The organism is Williamsia sp. Y853, from assembly GCF_056786495.1.
Genome location: NZ_JBXCJC010000004.1, coordinates 806,861 through 824,672 on the forward strand (window position 1 = coordinate 806,861; position 17,812 = coordinate 824,672).

The window sequence follows — 17,812 nt, forward strand, 5'->3', positions numbered from 1 at the left end:
CGTTGAACACCCCCGCACGGCACGTATGACTGGAATGCCGACGGTGTGGGCCTTGTTGCACTACTAAGTGCCCATCAGAGTGCGAGTCAACGACGACGGAGGGATTCACATGTCAAAGATCGCCATCATCGGAGGTCACGGCAAGATTGCGCGCAAGCTGGCGAAGCTGCTGGCCGACGAAGGCCACCAGGTCAGCTCGCTGATCCGTAACCCCGACCAGTCCGACGACATCAGGGCGACCGGTGCGAGACCGGTGATCGCCGACATCGAAAACCTGTCGACCGATGAGATCGGTGAGGTCATCAAGGGCCACGACGCCGTGGTGTTCTCCGCAGGCGCCGGCGGTGGAAGTCCGGAGCGCACGTACGCCGTCGATCGGGACGCCGCGATCCGAAGTATCGATGCCGCACTGAAGGTCGGTGTACCGCGATATGTGATGGTTTCCTACTTTGGTGCGGGGCCAGATCATGGTGTGCCGAAAGACAATTCGTTCTATGCCTACGCCGAGGCCAAAGCGCAGGCAGATCAGTACCTACGTAAGACCACGCTGCTGTGGACGATTGTCGGCCCGAGCACGCTCACCGACGAACCCGGCACCGGACGTATCGCGACCAAGGAACGTGGAGCCGAGCAAGCTGATGTCAGTCGCGACGATGTCGCAGCGGTGATTGCGGCAGTTCTCGATACGCCGTCGAGTGTCGGCACGACCATCGAGTTCGTCAACGGTGAGACCCCGATCGCGGACGCGGTCAAGGGCGTCTGACCGGCTCGAATCAAGCCAAAACGGTCAGAATCGGGGGTTGTGGATCCACCACAACCCCCGATTCTGGTGTCGAGGGATCTCGCCGCCGGGCTACTGCACGTCGTCCATGCTCTTCCCGACATCTGCCAACGTCATCGGCTGCGGGTAGTCACCGGTGTACTTGTGCACCGGGATATTGCATCGATACGGGCCCTGATCCGCTCCGAAATCGGGGGCTGTCCAACCGTCGGGTTCGGCTTCGGCAACGTTGAAGCAGGGCGTCGGTGGCACTGGCTGCGCCAAGTTCCTTGCCGTGTGCAGGCCACCACCGGTCCAGGCAGTCTCCGCTTTGGCGGCGTTGTAGATGCAGGTCCGGGTCAGGTCGTCGCCACAACTTGCCGCGGCCTTGGCGAACAGCAACCACGATGACATCGCGCGGATGGACGGCAACGTCAGGTTGGCGTCCGGCGCGTACTCGTCATAGAGCGCCAGCAGATCCTGCATTGCCGGCTCGTTGCTGTTGAGCGGCAGGTTGCCGCCGAGATCGAGATAGTTGTTCTGGAAATCGATCGACGTCCCGGCAAGTTCGATGAACTCCGGTCCGTAGGCGTTGTTGTTGGTGTCGATCCAGTCGAGTTTGTAGTCCATTCCGGTCAAGACGCTTTCGAGCTTCGCGAGCTGTCGGAAGTCGCCATAGAACAGCAGGCCCTTGACGCCCTTGCTCTTGATCGCCTGTGCGTAAGGTGTCCAATCGGACACGCCCATCGCCGGGTACAGGTCGTTGTAGACAAATGTGCCACCCGCGGCCTCCACTGCTTCGACGGCCTGTTCGCCGAGGACCTTCGTGACGGGGGAGTCGCCATTGACGAAGCCGATCGCGGATTTTGATTCTGGGTAAGCGTCGTTGATCAGCCAGCTTCGGAATCCGTAGTACGGGTCGTATCCCTGGGTGAGGCTGGGATCGGCACTGATCTCGAGGTCGGAACCGGCAGAGGTGAGCTGCGCAACCTGTGCCGGGAAGCTCGGTAGCAGGCAGTTCAAACGTTCTTTGACACCGAGGCCGTCCAGGCCGCTACCGCCACCGACGAGTACGAAGTCCTCGCTGCAGGCGGTCACCATCTGCTGGCGCGCCTCCATGAACTTGGCGTCACGCGTGTTGGCTACGATCTTGCGTCCGTTGATACCGCCCTGTGCGTTACACCAGGAGGTGAAGACCTTCGCCGCGTTGACGAACTCCGGGTTCTGGGTGAATCCCAGGTCGGTGAAGACTCCGACCTGGATCTCGGTGTCGGTGACACCTTGCGTGGGTGAGCCTGCGGCCGAGCCGGATTGGCATACATCCTTCAGGTCGCCGAAAGTGGATGAGGCCGTATCGGCGGACGAGGATCCGGTTCCACCTCCACCGCCACCGTCGTCTCCACCATCATCGTCTCCGCCGCGATCACTACATCCGGCAACCAGCAGCACGGCCGCCATCGCGACGACAAACATGCGATGTGTTCTCAACTGACATCCTCCTCCAACGGACACCCGATGGGATTGGGGAGGCTCGGGTGTCAGGGTGTGGCCAGGTCCAGATGACCCGTACTGCGGGAGCCGCGTTCTCGGGTGCCGGTCGTCCGTACTGCCGATCTCGCCGATGGACGTCGCCGACTCCAGGGGAAGGACCGGCCCAGCAGGGCTGTTCTCCTACGCGGGAGTTGGGCTCTTGCAGATGTGCGGAGCATATATCGGACAGCCGTCGACTGATGGCGGATTCGGAAATCGACTGAATTCCTGTTGGGACACTGCGCAATCCGTGTGTTGATGCCCGATATTTTCGATTCTGGGGACGGTGCCGGCGGATGCGGTTGTGAGCGGCTCCCCGGTGTTTCGAAAAATCTCTGCGGTTTTGCTCACACCATCTACTTATGCGTGTAAGTTCAGCCTCGCAGGCAGATGGCGAGGGGGTCGCGCCCTCGCTGCGCACGCCGGTATGAGTGTCTTCAGGGCGCGAAAGGGGTGGCTGATACCTCTGGTGGTCAGGGCTGGCTGCTGGTCGAGATCGACTGGCCTGCAACAGTAATGATGAGGACGTCTGCTCGATCGTACTTGTGTGATGGCAATACGGCCCGCAGCCCGGGCCCGGTTTGCCTTCGCGTGTTTTGCCAAATCAGCTGGCGGGCAATGTCATCGAGCATGAGGTGATGTGGCCGCCGAATCAGGTTTCTTGCGCAACGAGGTGAGCGGATGCAATCGCCAAGGATGTCGAGCGGGTGGGGAATTGGTTGGCATGCAGAGGCTGTCGGCGAGGGTCAGGCATTCTGATGGCCGGATGGCAACGGAGTAGCACCGGCCGGTCCGGGGGCTATCGCGGCCCCAAACTGTCCGGTCCGTTCGAATCGGTCGGTGGCCTGTTCATGATGTCGGCGGATGCGGTGAAGTTCCTGTTCCGCAGACCCTTTCAGGGTAAGGAGACGCTCGAACAGTCCTGGTTCGTTGCGCGCATATCGCTGGTTCCCACACTGCTTGTTGCGATTCCGTTCACGGTTCTGGTCAGCTTTACCCTCAACATTCTTCTGCGTGAACTCGGCGCCGCCGATCTGAGCGGTGCCGGCGCGGCCTTCGGTGCGATCACGCAGGTCGGCCCGATGGTCACCGTCCTGATCGTGGCGGGCTCCGGGGCCACCGCCATGTGCGCGGACCTCGGATCGCGGACCATCCGTGAAGAGATCGACGCCATGGAGGTCCTCGGGATCAATCCGGTGCAGCGACTGGTGACGCCGCGGATGGTCGCGTCGGGACTGGTTGCGCTGCTGCTCAACAGTCTTGTCTGCATCATCGGGGTGGTCGGGGGCTATGTCTTCTCCGTGTTTGTCCAGAATGTCAATCCCGGTGCCTTCGCCTCCGGGATCACGTTGCTCACCGGGATCAACGAGGTGGTCATCTCGTCGATCAAAGCGCTTCTGTTCGGCCTCATCGCAGGTCTGGTGGCGTGCTATCGGGGGCTCACCGTCTCTGGTGGCGCGAAGTCGGTGGGCAATGCGGTGAACGAAACGGTTGTGTACGCATTCATGGCGTTGTTCGTGGTCAACGTCGTGGTCACCGCGGTCGGCGTCCAGTTGACCGCCGGATGAGGGGGATGGCATGACACCGAGCACGATGTACGGCCGGACGGTCCGGGAACTGAACCGGCCGGTGAAGACGCTCGGCGGAATCGGAGATCACACGATCTTCTATGCGAAGGCGCTGATCGGGTCTCCGCGCGCGGCGTGGCAATACAAACGAGAGACGCTCCGGTTGATCGCAGAGACCAGCATGGGGGCAGGCAATCTCGCGGTGATCGGCGGGACCGTCGTGATCGTCGGGTTCCTGACACTTGCCACCGGCAGCACATTGGCCGTCCAGGGCTATAGCTCGCTGGGTGACATCGGGATCGAAGCGCTGACCGGCTTCCTGTCGGCATTCATCAACGTGCGCATCGCTGCGCCGGTGGTGGTCGGAATCGGGCTCGCCGCCACCTTCGGTGCCGGTGCCACAGCACAATTGGGTGCGATGCGGATCAACGAGGAGATCGACGCCCTGGAGTCCATGGGCATCGACCCGATGAAGTACGTGGTCGGTACCCGGATCATCGCGGGGATGATCGTGCTGGCGCCGCTGTATGCGATCGCGCTGACGGCGTCGTTTGTTGCCTGCTGGTTCACCACGGTGGTGATCCTCGGCCAATCCTCGGGGCTGTACCAGCACTACTTTTCGACCTTTCTGAACCCGATCGATCTCCTGTGGTCGTTCCTGCAGGCATTCCTGATGGCCTTGATGATCATGTTGATCCATACCTACTTCGGCTTCTTTGCCAGTGGGGGTCCGGCCGGAGTCGGTGTGGCGGTCGGCAATGCGGTGCGGATGTCGCTGATCGCGGTTGTCTCGGTTACCTTGCTGGTCTCGTTGGCCGTCTACGGTTCCAACGGCAACTTCAACCTGTCGGGCTAGGCGAAACAGCGTGTCGCCGAATGTTCTTCGACCATTGGTCGGTCTGGGATCGATACTGCTGGTTGTCGCGGTCCTGGTTGTCGCCGTGACCATGTTCCGGGGTGGCTTCACCGATACCGTCCGCGTCACGGTCCTGTCGCCACGTGCGGGCCTGGTCATGTATCCGGACGCGAAGGTTCAGATGCGGGGCGTCACGGTCGGCCGGGTCAGTTCGATCGATTCATTGCCCGACGGTCAGGCCTCGATCGAACTCGACATGAATCCGTCCCAGCTGCAGGATATCCCGGACAACGTTGGTGTCGAGATCGCGTCATCGACGGTGTTCGGGGCGAAGTTCGTCGAGTTCCTGCCCCCGGAGAACCCATCGTCGAAACCGATGTACGCCGGGCAGGTGCTCGATTCCCGCAGGGTCACAGTGGAACTCAACACCATCTTCGAACAGCTGACATCCGTGCTGTCCCAGATCGAACCCGACAAGCTGAACGAGACCCTGGGTGCGATCTCCACGGCACTGAGTGGTCGTGGCGATCAGGTCGGCCAGATGCTGGTGGACTTCGATACCTTCCTCGCCGCGGTTGAACCGGGGCTGCCTGCGCTTGAGCGCGACCTCGAGATGGCTCCGGAGGTCCTCGAAACCTATGCTGATGCCGCGCCCGCTCTGGTCACCACCGTTGACAATGCGACCGGCCTGAGTCAGTCGATCGTCGAGGAGCAACAGAACCTGGATGCGTTCTTGGCCAGCGTGATCGGGCTGGCGGACGTGGGGGACAGGGTGTTGCGGACCAACGGCCCGCTGCTCGATTCGGCGGCGGCGGTCTTGGTTCCGACCCTTGCCCTGACCAACGAATACAACGAGGCGCTGACCTGCTCGCTCGATGGCATGGCCTATCTCGCGGACTCGCCGGCCGTCGACGTTCCCGGGCTCGGACTGTCAGCGAACTTCTTGTGGGGCACCGAGCCGTACAGATACCCAAACAATTTGCCCAAAATCGCGGCGTCGGGCGGACCACAGTGTCAGGTGCTGCCGGTCGGCTATCAGGAAAAGCCCCCGTTTGTGGTCGCCGACGTCGGGGCGAATCCCTTTGCGGCCGACCGACGCGGCCTCGAGGTCAACGTGGACAGCTTGCAGCGGGCACTGTTCGGTCCGATCATGGACGGCAGGGCGAGATGAGTGTCCTCCGGAGCCCGCAGGCGGTGAAGTTCGGGATCTTCGCGATTGTCATGATCGTGTTGTCAGCATTCCTGGTGGTGGTCTTCGGTGACTTCCGGACCGGCTCCACCCACAGCTATTCGGCACGCTTCGAGGATGTTTCGGAACTCGGGCCCGGGGACACCGTTCGGGTGGCAGGGGTGCGGGTGGGGACCGTGGAAGCTGTATCCCTGCAGGATGACCATCACGTCGAGGTCACCTTCAATGCGGATCGGAATGTACATCTGACCGCAGGCACACACGCCACCGTCAAGTACCTCAATTTGGTGGGCGACCGGTACCTCGACCTCTCAGACGGGGCCGGATCGACCCGGACGCTGGCGCCGGGGGGCCAGATTCCCGAGGAGCAGACGGTGCCTGCACTCGACCTCGACGTTCTGCTGGGCGGATTGAAGCCGGTCATCGATGGACTGCGTCCGCAGGAGGTCAACGATCTGACGTCGTCGCTGTTGCAGATCATGCAAGGCCAGGAGGGAACGGTCGGATCACTGTTCGCCAAGACTTCCTCGTTTGTCTCGACGCTGGCCGACAACGGAGTGGTGATCGAGGATCTGATCGACAACCTGAACACGGTGATGGGCACGTTGGCACGCAGCGGACCCGAGTTCTCGGCGACGGTCGAGCGCCTCGACCAGTTGGTGGCAGAGTTGGCGCAGCAGCGGGATCCGATCGGTTCCGCCATCACGGCACTCGATGCCGGAACCGCCGCGGTGGCCGATCTGCTCACGCAGGCGCGGCCACCGCTGGCCGAATCGGTCGACGAACTGGCCAGGCTCGCCCCTCTGGTCGATGACGACAAAGGTCGTCTCGATACGGCACTGCAGAAGGCTCCGGAGAACTTCCGAAAGCTGGTGCGGACCGGGACATACGGCAACTTCATCCAGTACTTCATCTGTGCGATCACGGTGCGCGTGACCGATTCTTCGGGTCAGGTCGTGGTGCTGCCCTGGATCGAACAGACAACCGGGAGGTGCTCGCCCTGACATGCTGAAGTATCGCGGTGGTCGCCTTGCCAGACACGGTTTCATCGGCGTGGTCTTGATCTGTCTGTTTGTGGCCGTGGGCCTGCAGGGGCAGAAATACATCACCTGGTTCACGTCCTTGCCGTACCAGGCCATGTTCGAAGAGGCCGGTGGTCTCCGTTCGGGGGCCGACGTGGTGCTCTCGGGCGTGAAAGTCGGGACGGTGTCCAAGGTCTCGCTGGACGAAGGGGATGTCCGGGTCGAGTTCTGGGTGGACGACGGTGTTCGCCTCGGGACCGAGAGCACCGCACAGATCAAGACCGGGTCCTTGCTGGGGCGGCGCATGCTGACCCTGGACAGTGTTGGTGGTGGCGTCCTGCATCCCTCGGATGTCATTCCACGCTCACGGACATCGTCGCCGTATTCGCTCAACGATGCGCTGGGAGACCTGACCACCAATGTCACCTCGATCGACACCGATGCCCTGAACCAGTCCCTGGACACGTTGTCGTCGACCATCGATCAGGTTGCGCCGCAACTGGGCCCGACGTTCGACGGATTGAGCGAACTGTCGCGGTCGATCAACGGCCGTAACGAATCGCTGCGTGACCTGCTGAGCAGTACCAGTGAGGTCACCTCGATACTGGCCGAGCGCAGTGACGAACTGAATTCGCTGATCCTCAACGCCAATTCGCTGCTGGGTGTTCTGGTCGAGCGACGCCAGGAGATCGTGGATCTGCTGGCCAACACCTCCGCGGTGGCTGCGCAGCTGTCGGGCCTCGTGGCCGACAACGAGGCGGAGTTGGCGCCTACCCTGGACCGATTGAACTCTGTCGCAGCGTTGCTCGAGAAGAACCGGGACAACATCGGGCAGGCGCTGCCGGGACTCGCGAAGGTCTCGCTCACCCAGGGTGAGGCGGTTTCCAGCGGCCCCTTCTACAACGCCTTTGTTGCCAACCTCATCGACGGCCACATGATCCAGCCGTTCATCAACAAAGCGTTCGGAATCGAACCGGGAGTACCGTTCCCGATCCCAGGGGGACAGATCCCGGTCGGGGCCTCGGCTCAGACACCGGCTCAGACACCGGCTCAGACACCGGCTCAGACACCGACGGGGCCGGGCCGATGACACGCACCCGGATCATCCAGGCCGTGGCGACAGTGGTGCTGTTCTCGATGCTGCTCGCCGGCGCGGTGTTCGCCTACCAGAAGACGTTCGGGCCCAGATCGATCAGCGCGATCTTCACCACCGCAACCGGAATCTACAAAGGCGATGAGGTGCAGGTCGCGGGGGTGAAGGTCGGCTCTGTCGCCGGAATACACCCACAGGGGACTTCGGTCCGGCTCGACATGAAGGTCGATCGTGGTGTGAAGATCCCGGCGGACGCCCAGGCGATCATCATCGCCCAGAATCTGGTCGCCGATCGGGTGGTCGCGCTCACCCCGGCGTATCGGACCGAGGGTCCGGTCATGGCGGACGATGGTGTCATCCCACTGGAACGGACCGGTGTGCCGATCGAGTGGGACGAGATCAAGACCCAATTGACCCGATTGGCAACAGATCTGGGTCCAAGTGGTGAACTCTCGGAGAGCTCGGTGGGCCGCTTCGTCGACAGCACGGCCGACGCGATGGACGGCAACGGCGACAAACTCAGGGAGACCGTGAACCAGTTGTCGGGGGTGGGACGAATCCTGGCCGATGGCAGCGGCGACATCGTCGACATCATCAGCAACCTGCAGACCTTTGCCACCACCCTGCGCAACAGCGACGAGCAGATCGTCCAATTCGAGAACCGCCTCGCGACGGTGTCGAGCGTGCTCGATGAGAGCCGGTCGGATCTCGACGCGGCGCTGACCAATCTCTCTGTCGCGGTGGTGGAGGTTCAGCGATTCGTGGCATCGAGCAGCAGCAAGGCAACCGAACAGGTACAGCGGTTGGTGAATGTGACGCAGAACCTGGTTGATCACCGGGCCGACATCGAGCAGTTGTTGCACGTGTTCCCGACGAGCATGGCCAACTTCTACAACATCTATAACCCCGACACCGGCACGGAAGCGGGGGTCTTCACGTTGAACAACTTCTCGAATCCCATCCAGTTCATCTGTTCCGGCGTTGCGGCGGTGGAGAACCTCACCTCAGAGGAGGGCGCCAAGAAGTGTCGCGAGTACCTCGGTCCGGTCCTACCGCTCCTGGCGTTCAATTACCTGCCGTTCCCGCTCAATCCGGTGCTCGGCCCAACAGCTGATCCGAACAACATCATCTACACCGAGCCGGACCTCGTGCCGGCAAAGACGACGCCCACAAAGCCGGCGGCAGCGACGAATCCACTCGATGCTCTGCTCTTGCCGATCGAAAGGCGCCCGTCATGACACCCAGACGCTGCGATCCACGCATGCTGATCATCATCGTATGTGTGGTGTCGACTGTTGCCGGATGCAGCTGGCAGGGCGTCAACTCATTGCCGTTGCCCGGTACCGAAGGCCGTGGTTCTGATTCTCAGCTCTTTCATGTCCAGATGGCCGATGTCAGTACTCTCGTGTCGAATTCGCCGGTGATGATCGATGACGTGGTGGTCGGCAGCATCGGGGACATGACCGTTGTCGGCTGGCACGCGAATGTCGAAGTGTGGGTGAAGAAGGGCGTGGTGGTTCCCGGGAACGCGCAGGCCCACATCGGTCAGACGAGCCTGCTCGGTTCCAACCATCTGGAACTGAATCCGCCGGTGGGTGTGCCACCGGCCGGGCAGTTGCCCGCGGGCGCCACGATTGCGATCGATCACACGGCCACTTACCCGACCACCGAGCAAACCCTCGCGTCGGTCTCCACGATCGTCAACGGAGGTGGTCTGGGGGAGATCGACAACATCATCTCCTCCCTCAACACGGCTTTGAGCGGCCGGGAGGATGCGGTTCGTGACCTGATCACGCGGCTCGACACGTTTGTCGGTGCGCTCGATCAACAGCGCGCGAACATCGTGGCGACCATCAACAACGCCAATCGGCTCGCCGAAACGTTTGCCACACAACGGGATATCCTGGCCGAGGCCTTGCAGACGATCCCGCCGGCCCTGGAGGTCCTGGTGTCGGAGCGTCCGCAGATCACCACCGCGCTCGACAAGCTCCGGGTGTTCAGCAACACCACCACCGGCGTCGTCACGGCAGTACAGGACGATCTGGTGACCGACCTGGAGAACCTGGCGCCCACTCTGCGATCTCTGGCTGATGTGGGCCCACAACTGGACAAGGCCATCGCCTACGCAACCGTCTATCCCTATGGTCAGAAGACAATCGATCGCGCTGTCCGCGGCGACTACATCAATCTCCATGCCACGGTCGACCTCACGGTCGAGCGGCTGCAACGTGAACTCCTGTTGGGAACTCCGCTGGGAGATCCGAACGCGGTTGTCCAGGCTGCGGTCGGCGACCCGGGCTATGGCCGTTACGTTCGGGATCCACTGCGCGCGCCGATCACCGGAGGTGAATCGTGATCCTCTCGGGTTTCGTCCGGTTCCAGCTGGTCGCCTTTGCGCTCATGTCCACTGTCGCAATGGTCGTGATGCTGTTCTCGTACATGCAAATTCAGACCCAACTCGGGATCGGCCGCATGGTGGTGACCCTGGATCTACCGGCGGCAGGCGGACTGTACCGGTTCGGAAATGTCACGTACCGGGGCGCCGAGGTCGGCAGGGTCGTGTCGGTGGACCTGACCGACAACGGTGTCCGGGCCTCGCTGTCGATCGACAGCGGCGCCCGGATCCCCGCGGATCTGCGGGCACAGGTGCGCAGCATGTCGGCCGTCGGTGAACAGTATGTGGACCTGCGCCCCAACACGGACTCGGGGCCGTATCTCCATGACGGATCGGTGATCACCTCAGACAAGTCCGAGATCCCGCAGCCGGTCGGGCCGATGCTCGACGAACTCAGTGACCTTGTCGGAAGCATTCCGAAGGACAAACTGAACAGTCTCACCGAGGAGTTGTATCGGGGACTCGGTGGTCAGCGCTATGAGCTCCAATCGCTCATCGACACGTCCTCGCAACTCGCCGGCGACTTCAGCGACCTGGGGGACACGACCAGGACCCTGATCGAGGATGCGGAGCCCCTGCTCTCCTCGCAGGTGCGGTCGGCAGATGCGATCGAGATCTGGAGTCGATCGCTGGCGGGTGTCACCGATCAACTGCGGATCAATGATCCGCAGATCCGCGCGATTCTTGCTTCCGGACCGGGCTTTTCAAACGAGGTGACCGGTCTACTCGAATCGGTCGAGTTCACTTTGCCGATTCTGCTGGCGAATCTGACCTCGGTGGGTCAGCTCGCGGTGACCTACAACGCGGCTCTGGAGCAGCTGCTGGTGCTCCTGCCGCCGTCCATCTCGATGATTCAGGCGGTCCAGCCCAAGAACAACGCGTCGGGGCTGGGCTTGGGTGACTTCCGGATCAGCGGTATCTCTGATCCGCCTGCCTGCACCGTCGGGTTCCTGCCGCCGGATCAGTGGCGTCCGCCGTCGGACACGACCACCATCGACACACCCGAAGGTCTGTACTGCAAGTTGCCGCAGGATTCCGACATCGCGGTACGGGGTGCGCGGAACATACCCTGCCTCGGCAATCCCGGCAAGCGCGCAGCAACAGCCGAACTGTGCAACAGCGATGAGGAATTCGTACCTGTATCTCCGACGCAACCCCTGCTCGGCGACTACCCGCCCGATCCGAATCTGCAGGCGCAGGGGATCACCCCCGCCGTGGCCGGTGCGCAGTACTCGCCGACCACCGGCACGTACGTCGGGCCTGATGGGGCGCTGTACCAACAGACCGATCTTGCGGGTTCACAACCACAGCCGACGTGGCAGGGCATGCTGCCGCAGGGATGACGCGGATGCGCCGGGAGAGGGATTTCAGACCGGATCGAAAGCCGAGATCTTCCAGTTGCCATCAACTTTGGTCAATGCGACCTGGACGCTACTGGCAGTCAGGGCCGGGTCGGGTTTGTCGGAGCTGGTGGTCGTCTGGTTGATGAACACCAGGACCGTTGCCGAATTCTCGTCGATGTCCGACACCGCGGATCGGACGACCTCAGCCTGGGTATCCACTGAATTCTCCTGGGCGGCCGGTGCAACGACCTTCTCGGTGAATTCGGTGTAGTACGTCAGGAACTCGCCGGTGAGATGGGTTTTGGCGGCGGCCAGATCGTCGTTGAGTGTGCCCGGTGAATACGACAACAGTGCCACAGTGCCGGAATCCGCTGCCGCGATGGCTGATTCCTTTGCACCGGAATCGGATTGTTTGTCCGGGGCGTACAGGAAGAGGTAGGTGACGGCGGCGGTGACCAGAGATGCGGCCACCAGCAAGGCAAGTGCCACAGTACTGAATCTCGGCCTGGCCACGGTTCCCCGCCGAGATCGAAGCCGTGACCGCGAGCGTCGCAGTGCCTTCTGATTGTCCGGCTCGTCGACATCGGATTCCGGGCCGTCGTGCTCTTTGCTGAGAGTCACCGCTTTGCTGGATTCACTCATGGCACGAACTCGACTTTCGACATCTTCAGTTCTCCATCAACTCTGGTCACGTTGACACTGAGCCGCCACGCCCGGGATTCTTCCTTGGCACCGGCGGCATTGGTGACCTCGGAGGTGGCCGCCACCAGCACAACAGCCGAATCGTCGGTCATCGACTCGACAGCGGAGGCGTTGACCTGCCCCTTGGTGGTGACCTGCGACTGCTGGACCACACTGGTGAAATCATCGGCCCGACTTTGGAATTCGGTGAAGAACGCGCCTGTCGAGTTGTCGAGTACCCGCTGGACATCGGCCTGTGCCTGATTGAAGTCCAGCGAGGTGAGCGTGACCACGCCTTGCCGCGCCGCCGCGTCGAACTCGGCTTCGAGTTCCTGCGTCGTGGCCACATCGCGGTGTTGCCAGGCCAGATACCCGCTCACCCCGAGCGCCGCGACGATCACCAGGCAGGCAACCAGTATCGCTGTCAACCGTTTGCCCGGCCGCCGGAGCCGGAGCCGTGATCGCAGTGAGCGGGATGGTTCCTGCACACCGTCGTCCTCGGCAGGCGCGGTGGAGTCTTCCGATTCGACATCATCTGACTGAACGGCCTCCGGCTCAACGTCATCCACGTCAGGTGTGGTCTTGATGTCTGTGGGTTCCGCCTCGGATTGTCGTCGTAGTCGGGCAGCTCGCGCGCGAGCGCGGGCTGCCACCGCGCTGGCTTCGGCAGCTTCGGCGAGCGCTTCGGCTTCCAGCACAGCCAGATCGGTGGTGTCGGCTTTGGTCATCGCGCCTCGGCTTTTCGTTGGTGAACGGCTGGATCGGGTCGGCGGGCGGTCAGGCGGCCGATTGCCTGGCGTTGCTGTGGAACACCTCGGTGTAGTCGACCGTGTCGGCGGGAAGTGCAGCCGCAGTGAGTGCGTGAGATTTGAAAGCCTGCGCGGCGAAGCTCAGTTGGTGAACGACGGAGCCGGTGGCGGTGGCGGTGTCGGAATCGAGCGGCCAGGAATCACCCCAGAACGTGACCTCCACATTGCCGTCGGCGAGAGCCCTCACCACGCCCCCGTGAACTCGATCATCGCTTCGGAACAGATCGGCGGCAATGGCAAGGGCCTGTGGATGGCGGCCGAGTCCTTCGGTGGCAAGTGCTTTTTCGAGGTCGGCGACGTCTGCTCCGAGGATCTTCACCGGCCGGGTGTCGCAGCTGTCGGTGAGTATCACGGTGACGTCCCAGCCGGCCATCACCCGGTCGTACACGAGCCCTCCCGCGTGCTGCACCACGTCGGTGACGCTGCGGGCAACCACATTGAGTTGATATCTCATCGGACTGACTCCTGGTTGCCGGATCTGGTCTGCAGAATGGGTAGGACGGTGTCGACCGCTCGGGAAAGCTGTTCTCGGACATCTGAGTCCGGGGTGGCGGCCCAGTGTCTGAAGCCGCAGGTCAACGCGCCGATCAGTGCGGCAGCGCGGGTCTCCCACACGATCGGATCTGTGCTCTCGGCGCCGACGCCTGCCGCGGTACGCAGGATGTCGGCCAGGGGCGGCACCATCCGCTGGGTGGTCAGGTACAGAAAGCGCGACATCTCGCGTTCGGTGGTGGCCAGGTGCAGGAGCTCGCGATTCTCTTCGTTTGCATCGACTGTCGCCCCGCAGGCGGCGTCGAGGATCGCCTCGCGCAATGGCATTCGTTCCAGATTGGCCACGAAGTACGTCACGAGGTCCTCTGAGCGCAGCGCGACGGTCTCGGCGAAGAGTTGGCCTTTGCTTCCGTAGTGCCGGTACAGGCTACGTGGCGATACACCGGCGAGGGCCGCGATCGCGCCCATGGTTGTTGCCTCATATCCGTGGATGCGGAATGCGTCCAGAGCCGCGTCGACGATTGCGCGCCGGGTCTTTTCGGCACGTTCCTCGGTGGTCCGGGGCTGGTATCTGGGCAGGTCCGCCCTCCCGTGTGTGGCGGAGGTCACATGGCATAGTGTGCCATTGGCAGACTGTGCCACACAAGGGGCAATTCACTTCCCGGGTCTCTCTGGCCCGACTGCGCTGGACTCTGACATCTCGATGATCGCGTGCGCGGGGCAGTCCAAGAGCGCCCGCATGACCTGATCACGGTCGGCGGGCGGGACCTCACCATTTCCGATGAGGGACGCGTAGCCCCAGTCATCGAGCGAAAAGTATTCGGGCGCATGCCTTGCGCAGGTGCCGAACCCGTCGCACATCGTACGGTCGAGTCGTAACCTCACAGCCCGTCTCCGTTCTCCGCCGCAAACGGTCGCAGGGCGCGGTAGATCGAGGCATCGCAGGTGGCGCATCGCCGCGATCGGTGATCGGCCACCGCGTTCGGAAACAGTGCCAGCAACGTGCCTGCCACGTTGGTTGCCGCATCAAGCGTCGCGCAGGCCCCGCGTCCACGTAAGACCACCGACCACCGCTGCAGGCGTGCCACGTCGTCCTCGGTCGCGACACCGTCGCGGAGTGCGTCGAGAACAGCCGACATGGCCGCGGTGCCGTTGAAACACGACCCGCACTGGCCGGCGTTCTCACGATCGAAATAGCTCATCACAGACGCCGCAACAGCCACCGGACACTCGTCGGTGAGCAGTGAGATGGCGCCGCATCCGAGTCCGCCACCGAGCGTGCGGATGCTGTCGTGATCGAGGTGACCGGCCAGGACGTCGCGATTGAGCAGGCCACCGAAGTAGCCGCCCATGAGCACGCCGCGGACCCGCCGAGGTGCCACGCCGTGCAGTGCCAGCAGATCGGTGACCGGCAGTCCGTGTGGAATCTCGTACAGGACAGCCGGTTTACCCGCACCGGTGACCGTTGCCAGAAATGTGCCGGGCGAGGTGGCGGTCCCGATGGTCCGGAACGCCGCACCGCCCCGGTGCGCGATGTACGGAACGTGCGCCAGCGTCTCGACGTTGCTGACCAGCGTCGGCATCTGGCCCACGCCCTGTTGGTAGGGCCGTGGCGGTTTGTCGCTCGGCTTGGCAGGACCACCGTTGATCGCGCGAATCGCAGCAGTCTCTTCGCCACTGACGTATCCGGGTTCGACCACGAGCACCGAGAGTTCGAGGTCGCCCAGTAGATCGACGGCGTCGGTCAGCGCCCGCTCCATGGTGCCGGCCGCATCTGTGTCGGAGACGTAGACGTGACCCCGGTGAGCCCCGACGACGGCGGCCGCCAGCCGGAGGCCGTCGAGGATCAGGTGGGGGCGATGCCGCATCAACCAGCGGTCCTTGACCGAAGCAGGTTCACCCTCTTCACCATTGGCGACGACGATGGCCGCGCCGGCCCGCAGACCGTGATCGCGGACCGACCGCAGTTTGGTGCCCATCGGGAATCCGGCGCCGCCGCGGCCGCGCAGCCCGGACTCTTCCACCTCGCGCAGGACGGTGTCCGGATTCTCGACCGGCCGGTATCCACCACCGCGGCGGTAGTCGGTCAGATCCTCGATCTCGCCTGCGCGACGATCGGCATGTAGGAGCCGCGGGGTGAGCCCTGGGGCAACCGCCACGTCGATGTGTGTCGGGCGTCCCGTCGGCATTCTCGTGGGGGTGGTACTCATGACCCTCGATTCTCCTGGCCGCGTTGGGGTATCGGTCGACCATCACAGCAGTGCACGGTTAGGCTCACCCCCATGAGAACGGCAGTGCTGCGGATCAACGTCGATCCGGACGGTGTACTCACCGCCAAGCAGTTGACAGCCGGCATTGCGCAGCTCCGTTCCGGCGCGGCGCAACTGGGCGCCGAGCTGATCGACATCGACCTCGTGTCGGCCGCGGCCAATCGGCGCGAGGTCGAACTTTTGATGTCCGGCGACAACCCTGATGTGCTGCATCGACAAGGGCTCGAGCTGTGTGAGCGGGTCTTTGAGGTGGTTCCGCGTGCCGGCGTGGTGACCTTCATCAGCCGGGGGACCGATGACGATGCCCGCGGCGTACTTGCCGGCTTCGGACTGACCGCCGACATCGAGAGAACACCTGGACCGGATGGCTGGGATGTGGTGGTCGTCCACATCCCGGAGACCGATCTCGACCGGATTCCCGAGAGTCGCATCCACACCGCACTCGAGGCCTCCCTCAACTGCGAGGTCCACATTCGTCCGGTGTGAGCGCACGGCAACGCGGCTCATGAGTCCGCCAGGAACTTCAGGATCGCGGGAGCGGCCTGTACCCAGGTGTCAAACATGTTGAATCCCTTGGACCTACCGGACGCGCGGTCTTCCATCGCACGTTCCCAGGCGTCCTCCGGCCACGGTGGATCGATCAGGATGCTCCCTTTGATCAGGCAGCTGACCTCCAACGATGTGCGCTTGGGATGATCGAGATCGTTCTCCCCGCCGCGGATGATGAGGGTGGGAACCGTGATGCGATCGAACAATTCGTCTTCGACTCCGGGGATCGTCTGTCCCGGTTTCGGGACATAGCTACCGAGCCACCGCAGCGACAGTTTCACGAACTCGTCCGGGTCGAGGTCCAGCAATCGCTGTTCGTTGGCCGGGTTCTCGTCGATCCGTTCACGCCATTCGCGGAGCCGTAGTAGTCCTTCCGCGCCGAGACCTCGGACGGCCTGCAGGCTGGGAAGTACATAGTGCGCACCCAGATTGAACGTTCCGTAGATGCCGCCGACGATATTCCACAAGGCCAGTTTACTCACGAGTTCCGGGTATCCGATGGTCAGCACCATCGAGTCCCGGGCGCCACCGGATCCGCCTGCGACGATGCACGGTCCGCGGTCGAGCCCTTTCAGCAGTTTTGCGAGTGTCTCGGCGCGCATGTGGGATTCGGACCGGCCGTAGAACTGGACGTCGGAGGCACCGCAGTTGGGACGATCCCACAGCAGGACGGAGTAGCCACCGTCGACGAGGGCCTGCGCGAGCGGACGGAGGCCCGGGATGTCTTTGCCGAATCTGCCGCCAGGGGTCAGGACGATGAGTTCATCTGAGGTACCGAGGATTTCGTAGACGACGTTGCCGCCGTTGATCTCCATGATGCATGGACTGGACAACGCTTCTCCTGTGCTCATGCGGTGACGAGCACGTCGTCGCCGACAACCCGCACCGGGTAGGTGCGAATGCTCCACTCCGGCTTCACGGCCGTTGTCCCGGTGGACAATTCAAAGCCCCACTGATGCCAGGGGCAGTAGATGAACTCCATATCTCGAACCATCACCGCATCACCGGGCACACTGTCGTCGACGATGGTGCGGCCGCGGGCCCGCCCGGAACACAACGGCCCACCTTCGTGGGGACAGTAGTTGGCGATGGCATAGAAGGTGCCGCGGACGTTGTAGACACCGACACCGTGGCGTCCGATCGGGACAATCTTCGACGAGCCCGGCGGGATCTCGGCCACTGTGGCGACCACATGTTCGCGTCCCTGCGCGAGCCGAGGCGGTGTGGCGTCAGCCGGTGTTGTCTCGTCTGCCAT

The 17,812-nt window shown here is 62.9% G+C and carries 19 protein-coding genes; 10 read left to right on the plus strand and 9 right to left on the minus strand.

The window, feature by feature from the left end; genetic code table 11:
* Window positions 1-109: 109 nt before the first annotated feature.
* Window positions 110-763 (plus strand): SDR family oxidoreductase, encoded by a 654-nt coding sequence (locus AC1TPF_RS24280; RefSeq protein ID WP_482140061.1) that lies wholly within the window; start codon window positions 110-112, stop codon window positions 761-763.
* A gap of 90 nt (window positions 764-853) precedes the next feature.
* Here AC1TPF_RS24280 and AC1TPF_RS24285 read toward each other — a convergent pair whose 3' ends face one another.
* Complete coding sequence (locus tag AC1TPF_RS24285; RefSeq protein WP_482141399.1) at window positions 854-2,233, minus strand: ABC transporter substrate-binding protein; 1,380 nt, start codon at window positions 2,231-2,233, stop codon at window positions 854-856.
* A gap of 815 nt (window positions 2,234-3,048) precedes the next feature.
* Here AC1TPF_RS24285 and AC1TPF_RS24290 point away from each other — a divergent pair.
* The 8 genes from AC1TPF_RS24290 to AC1TPF_RS24325 are packed head-to-tail and all read left to right on the plus strand — an operon-like array spanning window position 3,049 to window position 11,756.
* Window positions 3,049-3,858, plus strand: a complete 810-nt coding sequence (locus tag AC1TPF_RS24290; RefSeq protein WP_482140059.1) for an MlaE family ABC transporter permease — start codon at window positions 3,049-3,051, stop codon at window positions 3,856-3,858.
* Between the two features lie 10 nt (window positions 3,859-3,868).
* Window positions 3,869-4,714 (plus strand): MlaE family ABC transporter permease, encoded by an 846-nt coding sequence (locus AC1TPF_RS24295; RefSeq protein WP_482140058.1) that lies wholly within the window; start codon window positions 3,869-3,871, stop codon window positions 4,712-4,714.
* A gap of 10 nt (window positions 4,715-4,724) precedes the next feature.
* Complete coding sequence (locus AC1TPF_RS24300) at window positions 4,725-5,885, plus strand: MCE family protein (protein ID WP_482140056.1); 1,161 nt, start codon at window positions 4,725-4,727, stop codon at window positions 5,883-5,885.
* On the plus strand, window positions 5,882-6,907 hold the full coding sequence (locus AC1TPF_RS24305; protein ID WP_482145510.1) for an MCE family protein: 1,026 nt from the start codon (window positions 5,882-5,884) through the stop codon (window positions 6,905-6,907). Before AC1TPF_RS24300 ends, AC1TPF_RS24305 begins: the two co-directional genes overlap by 4 nt.
* 1 nt (window position 6,908) lies before the next feature.
* Window positions 6,909-8,015 (plus strand): MCE family protein, encoded by a 1,107-nt coding sequence (locus AC1TPF_RS24310; protein ID WP_482145511.1) that lies wholly within the window; start codon window positions 6,909-6,911, stop codon window positions 8,013-8,015.
* Window positions 8,012-9,256 carry an MCE family protein gene (locus tag AC1TPF_RS24315; protein WP_482145512.1) on the plus strand — a complete coding sequence of 415 codons (1,245 nt, stop codon included), beginning with the start codon at window positions 8,012-8,014 and terminating at the stop codon, window positions 9,254-9,256. The genes AC1TPF_RS24310 and AC1TPF_RS24315 overlap by 4 nt, the downstream gene beginning before the upstream one ends.
* Window positions 9,253-10,374 carry an MCE family protein gene (locus AC1TPF_RS24320; RefSeq protein ID WP_482145513.1) on the plus strand — a complete coding sequence of 374 codons (1,122 nt, stop codon included), beginning with the start codon at window positions 9,253-9,255 and terminating at the stop codon, window positions 10,372-10,374. Before AC1TPF_RS24315 ends, AC1TPF_RS24320 begins: the two co-directional genes overlap by 4 nt.
* Window positions 10,374-11,756 (plus strand): MCE family protein, encoded by a 1,383-nt coding sequence (locus tag AC1TPF_RS24325; protein ID WP_482145573.1) that lies wholly within the window; start codon window positions 10,374-10,376, stop codon window positions 11,754-11,756. The genes AC1TPF_RS24320 and AC1TPF_RS24325 overlap by 1 nt, the downstream gene beginning before the upstream one ends.
* A 24-nt stretch (window positions 11,757-11,780) precedes the next feature.
* On the opposite strand, the gene AC1TPF_RS24330 is transcribed toward AC1TPF_RS24325, so the two are convergent.
* From AC1TPF_RS24330 to AC1TPF_RS24355, 6 genes are read right to left on the minus strand one after another with little or no spacing between them, the layout of a single operon-like run.
* The gene (locus AC1TPF_RS24330; protein WP_482145514.1) at window positions 11,781-12,398 is read right to left on the minus strand and encodes a twin-arginine translocation pathway signal; all 618 of its coding nucleotides are present in this window, start codon (window positions 12,396-12,398) and stop codon (window positions 11,781-11,783) included.
* The gene (locus AC1TPF_RS24335; RefSeq protein ID WP_482145515.1) at window positions 12,395-13,165 is read right to left on the minus strand and encodes a hypothetical protein; all 771 of its coding nucleotides are present in this window, start codon (window positions 13,163-13,165) and stop codon (window positions 12,395-12,397) included. Before AC1TPF_RS24335 ends, AC1TPF_RS24330 begins: the two co-directional genes overlap by 4 nt.
* Window positions 13,166-13,214: 49 nt before the next feature.
* Window positions 13,215-13,700: a hypothetical protein gene (locus tag AC1TPF_RS24340; protein WP_482145516.1), complete on the minus strand. Its 486-nt coding sequence runs from the start codon at window positions 13,698-13,700 to the stop codon at window positions 13,215-13,217.
* Window positions 13,697-14,347 carry a TetR/AcrR family transcriptional regulator gene (locus AC1TPF_RS24345; protein ID WP_482145517.1) on the minus strand — a complete coding sequence of 217 codons (651 nt, stop codon included), beginning with the start codon at window positions 14,345-14,347 and terminating at the stop codon, window positions 13,697-13,699. The genes AC1TPF_RS24340 and AC1TPF_RS24345 overlap by 4 nt, the downstream gene beginning before the upstream one ends.
* Window positions 14,348-14,392: 45 nt before the next feature.
* On the minus strand, window positions 14,393-14,623 hold the full coding sequence (locus AC1TPF_RS24350) for a ferredoxin (protein WP_482145518.1): 231 nt from the start codon (window positions 14,621-14,623) through the stop codon (window positions 14,393-14,395).
* Window positions 14,620-15,927 carry an NADH-ubiquinone oxidoreductase-F iron-sulfur binding region domain-containing protein gene (locus tag AC1TPF_RS24355; protein WP_482141395.1) on the minus strand — a complete coding sequence of 436 codons (1,308 nt, stop codon included), beginning with the start codon at window positions 15,925-15,927 and terminating at the stop codon, window positions 14,620-14,622. The genes AC1TPF_RS24350 and AC1TPF_RS24355 overlap by 4 nt, the downstream gene beginning before the upstream one ends.
* Before the next feature lie 93 nt (window positions 15,928-16,020).
* Between AC1TPF_RS24355 and AC1TPF_RS24360 the strand changes: the two genes are divergently transcribed.
* Complete coding sequence (locus AC1TPF_RS24360; protein ID WP_482140038.1) at window positions 16,021-16,494, plus strand: hypothetical protein; 474 nt, start codon at window positions 16,021-16,023, stop codon at window positions 16,492-16,494.
* A gap of 17 nt (window positions 16,495-16,511) precedes the next feature.
* Here the strand turns inward: AC1TPF_RS24360 and AC1TPF_RS24365 are convergent, their stop codons facing one another.
* Window positions 16,512-17,408: an alpha/beta fold hydrolase gene (locus AC1TPF_RS24365; RefSeq protein WP_482145519.1), complete on the minus strand. Its 897-nt coding sequence runs from the start codon at window positions 17,406-17,408 to the stop codon at window positions 16,512-16,514.
* Window positions 17,405-17,812 (minus strand): Rieske (2Fe-2S) protein, encoded by a 408-nt coding sequence (locus tag AC1TPF_RS24370; RefSeq protein WP_482145520.1) that lies wholly within the window; start codon window positions 17,810-17,812, stop codon window positions 17,405-17,407. The genes AC1TPF_RS24365 and AC1TPF_RS24370 overlap by 4 nt, the downstream gene beginning before the upstream one ends.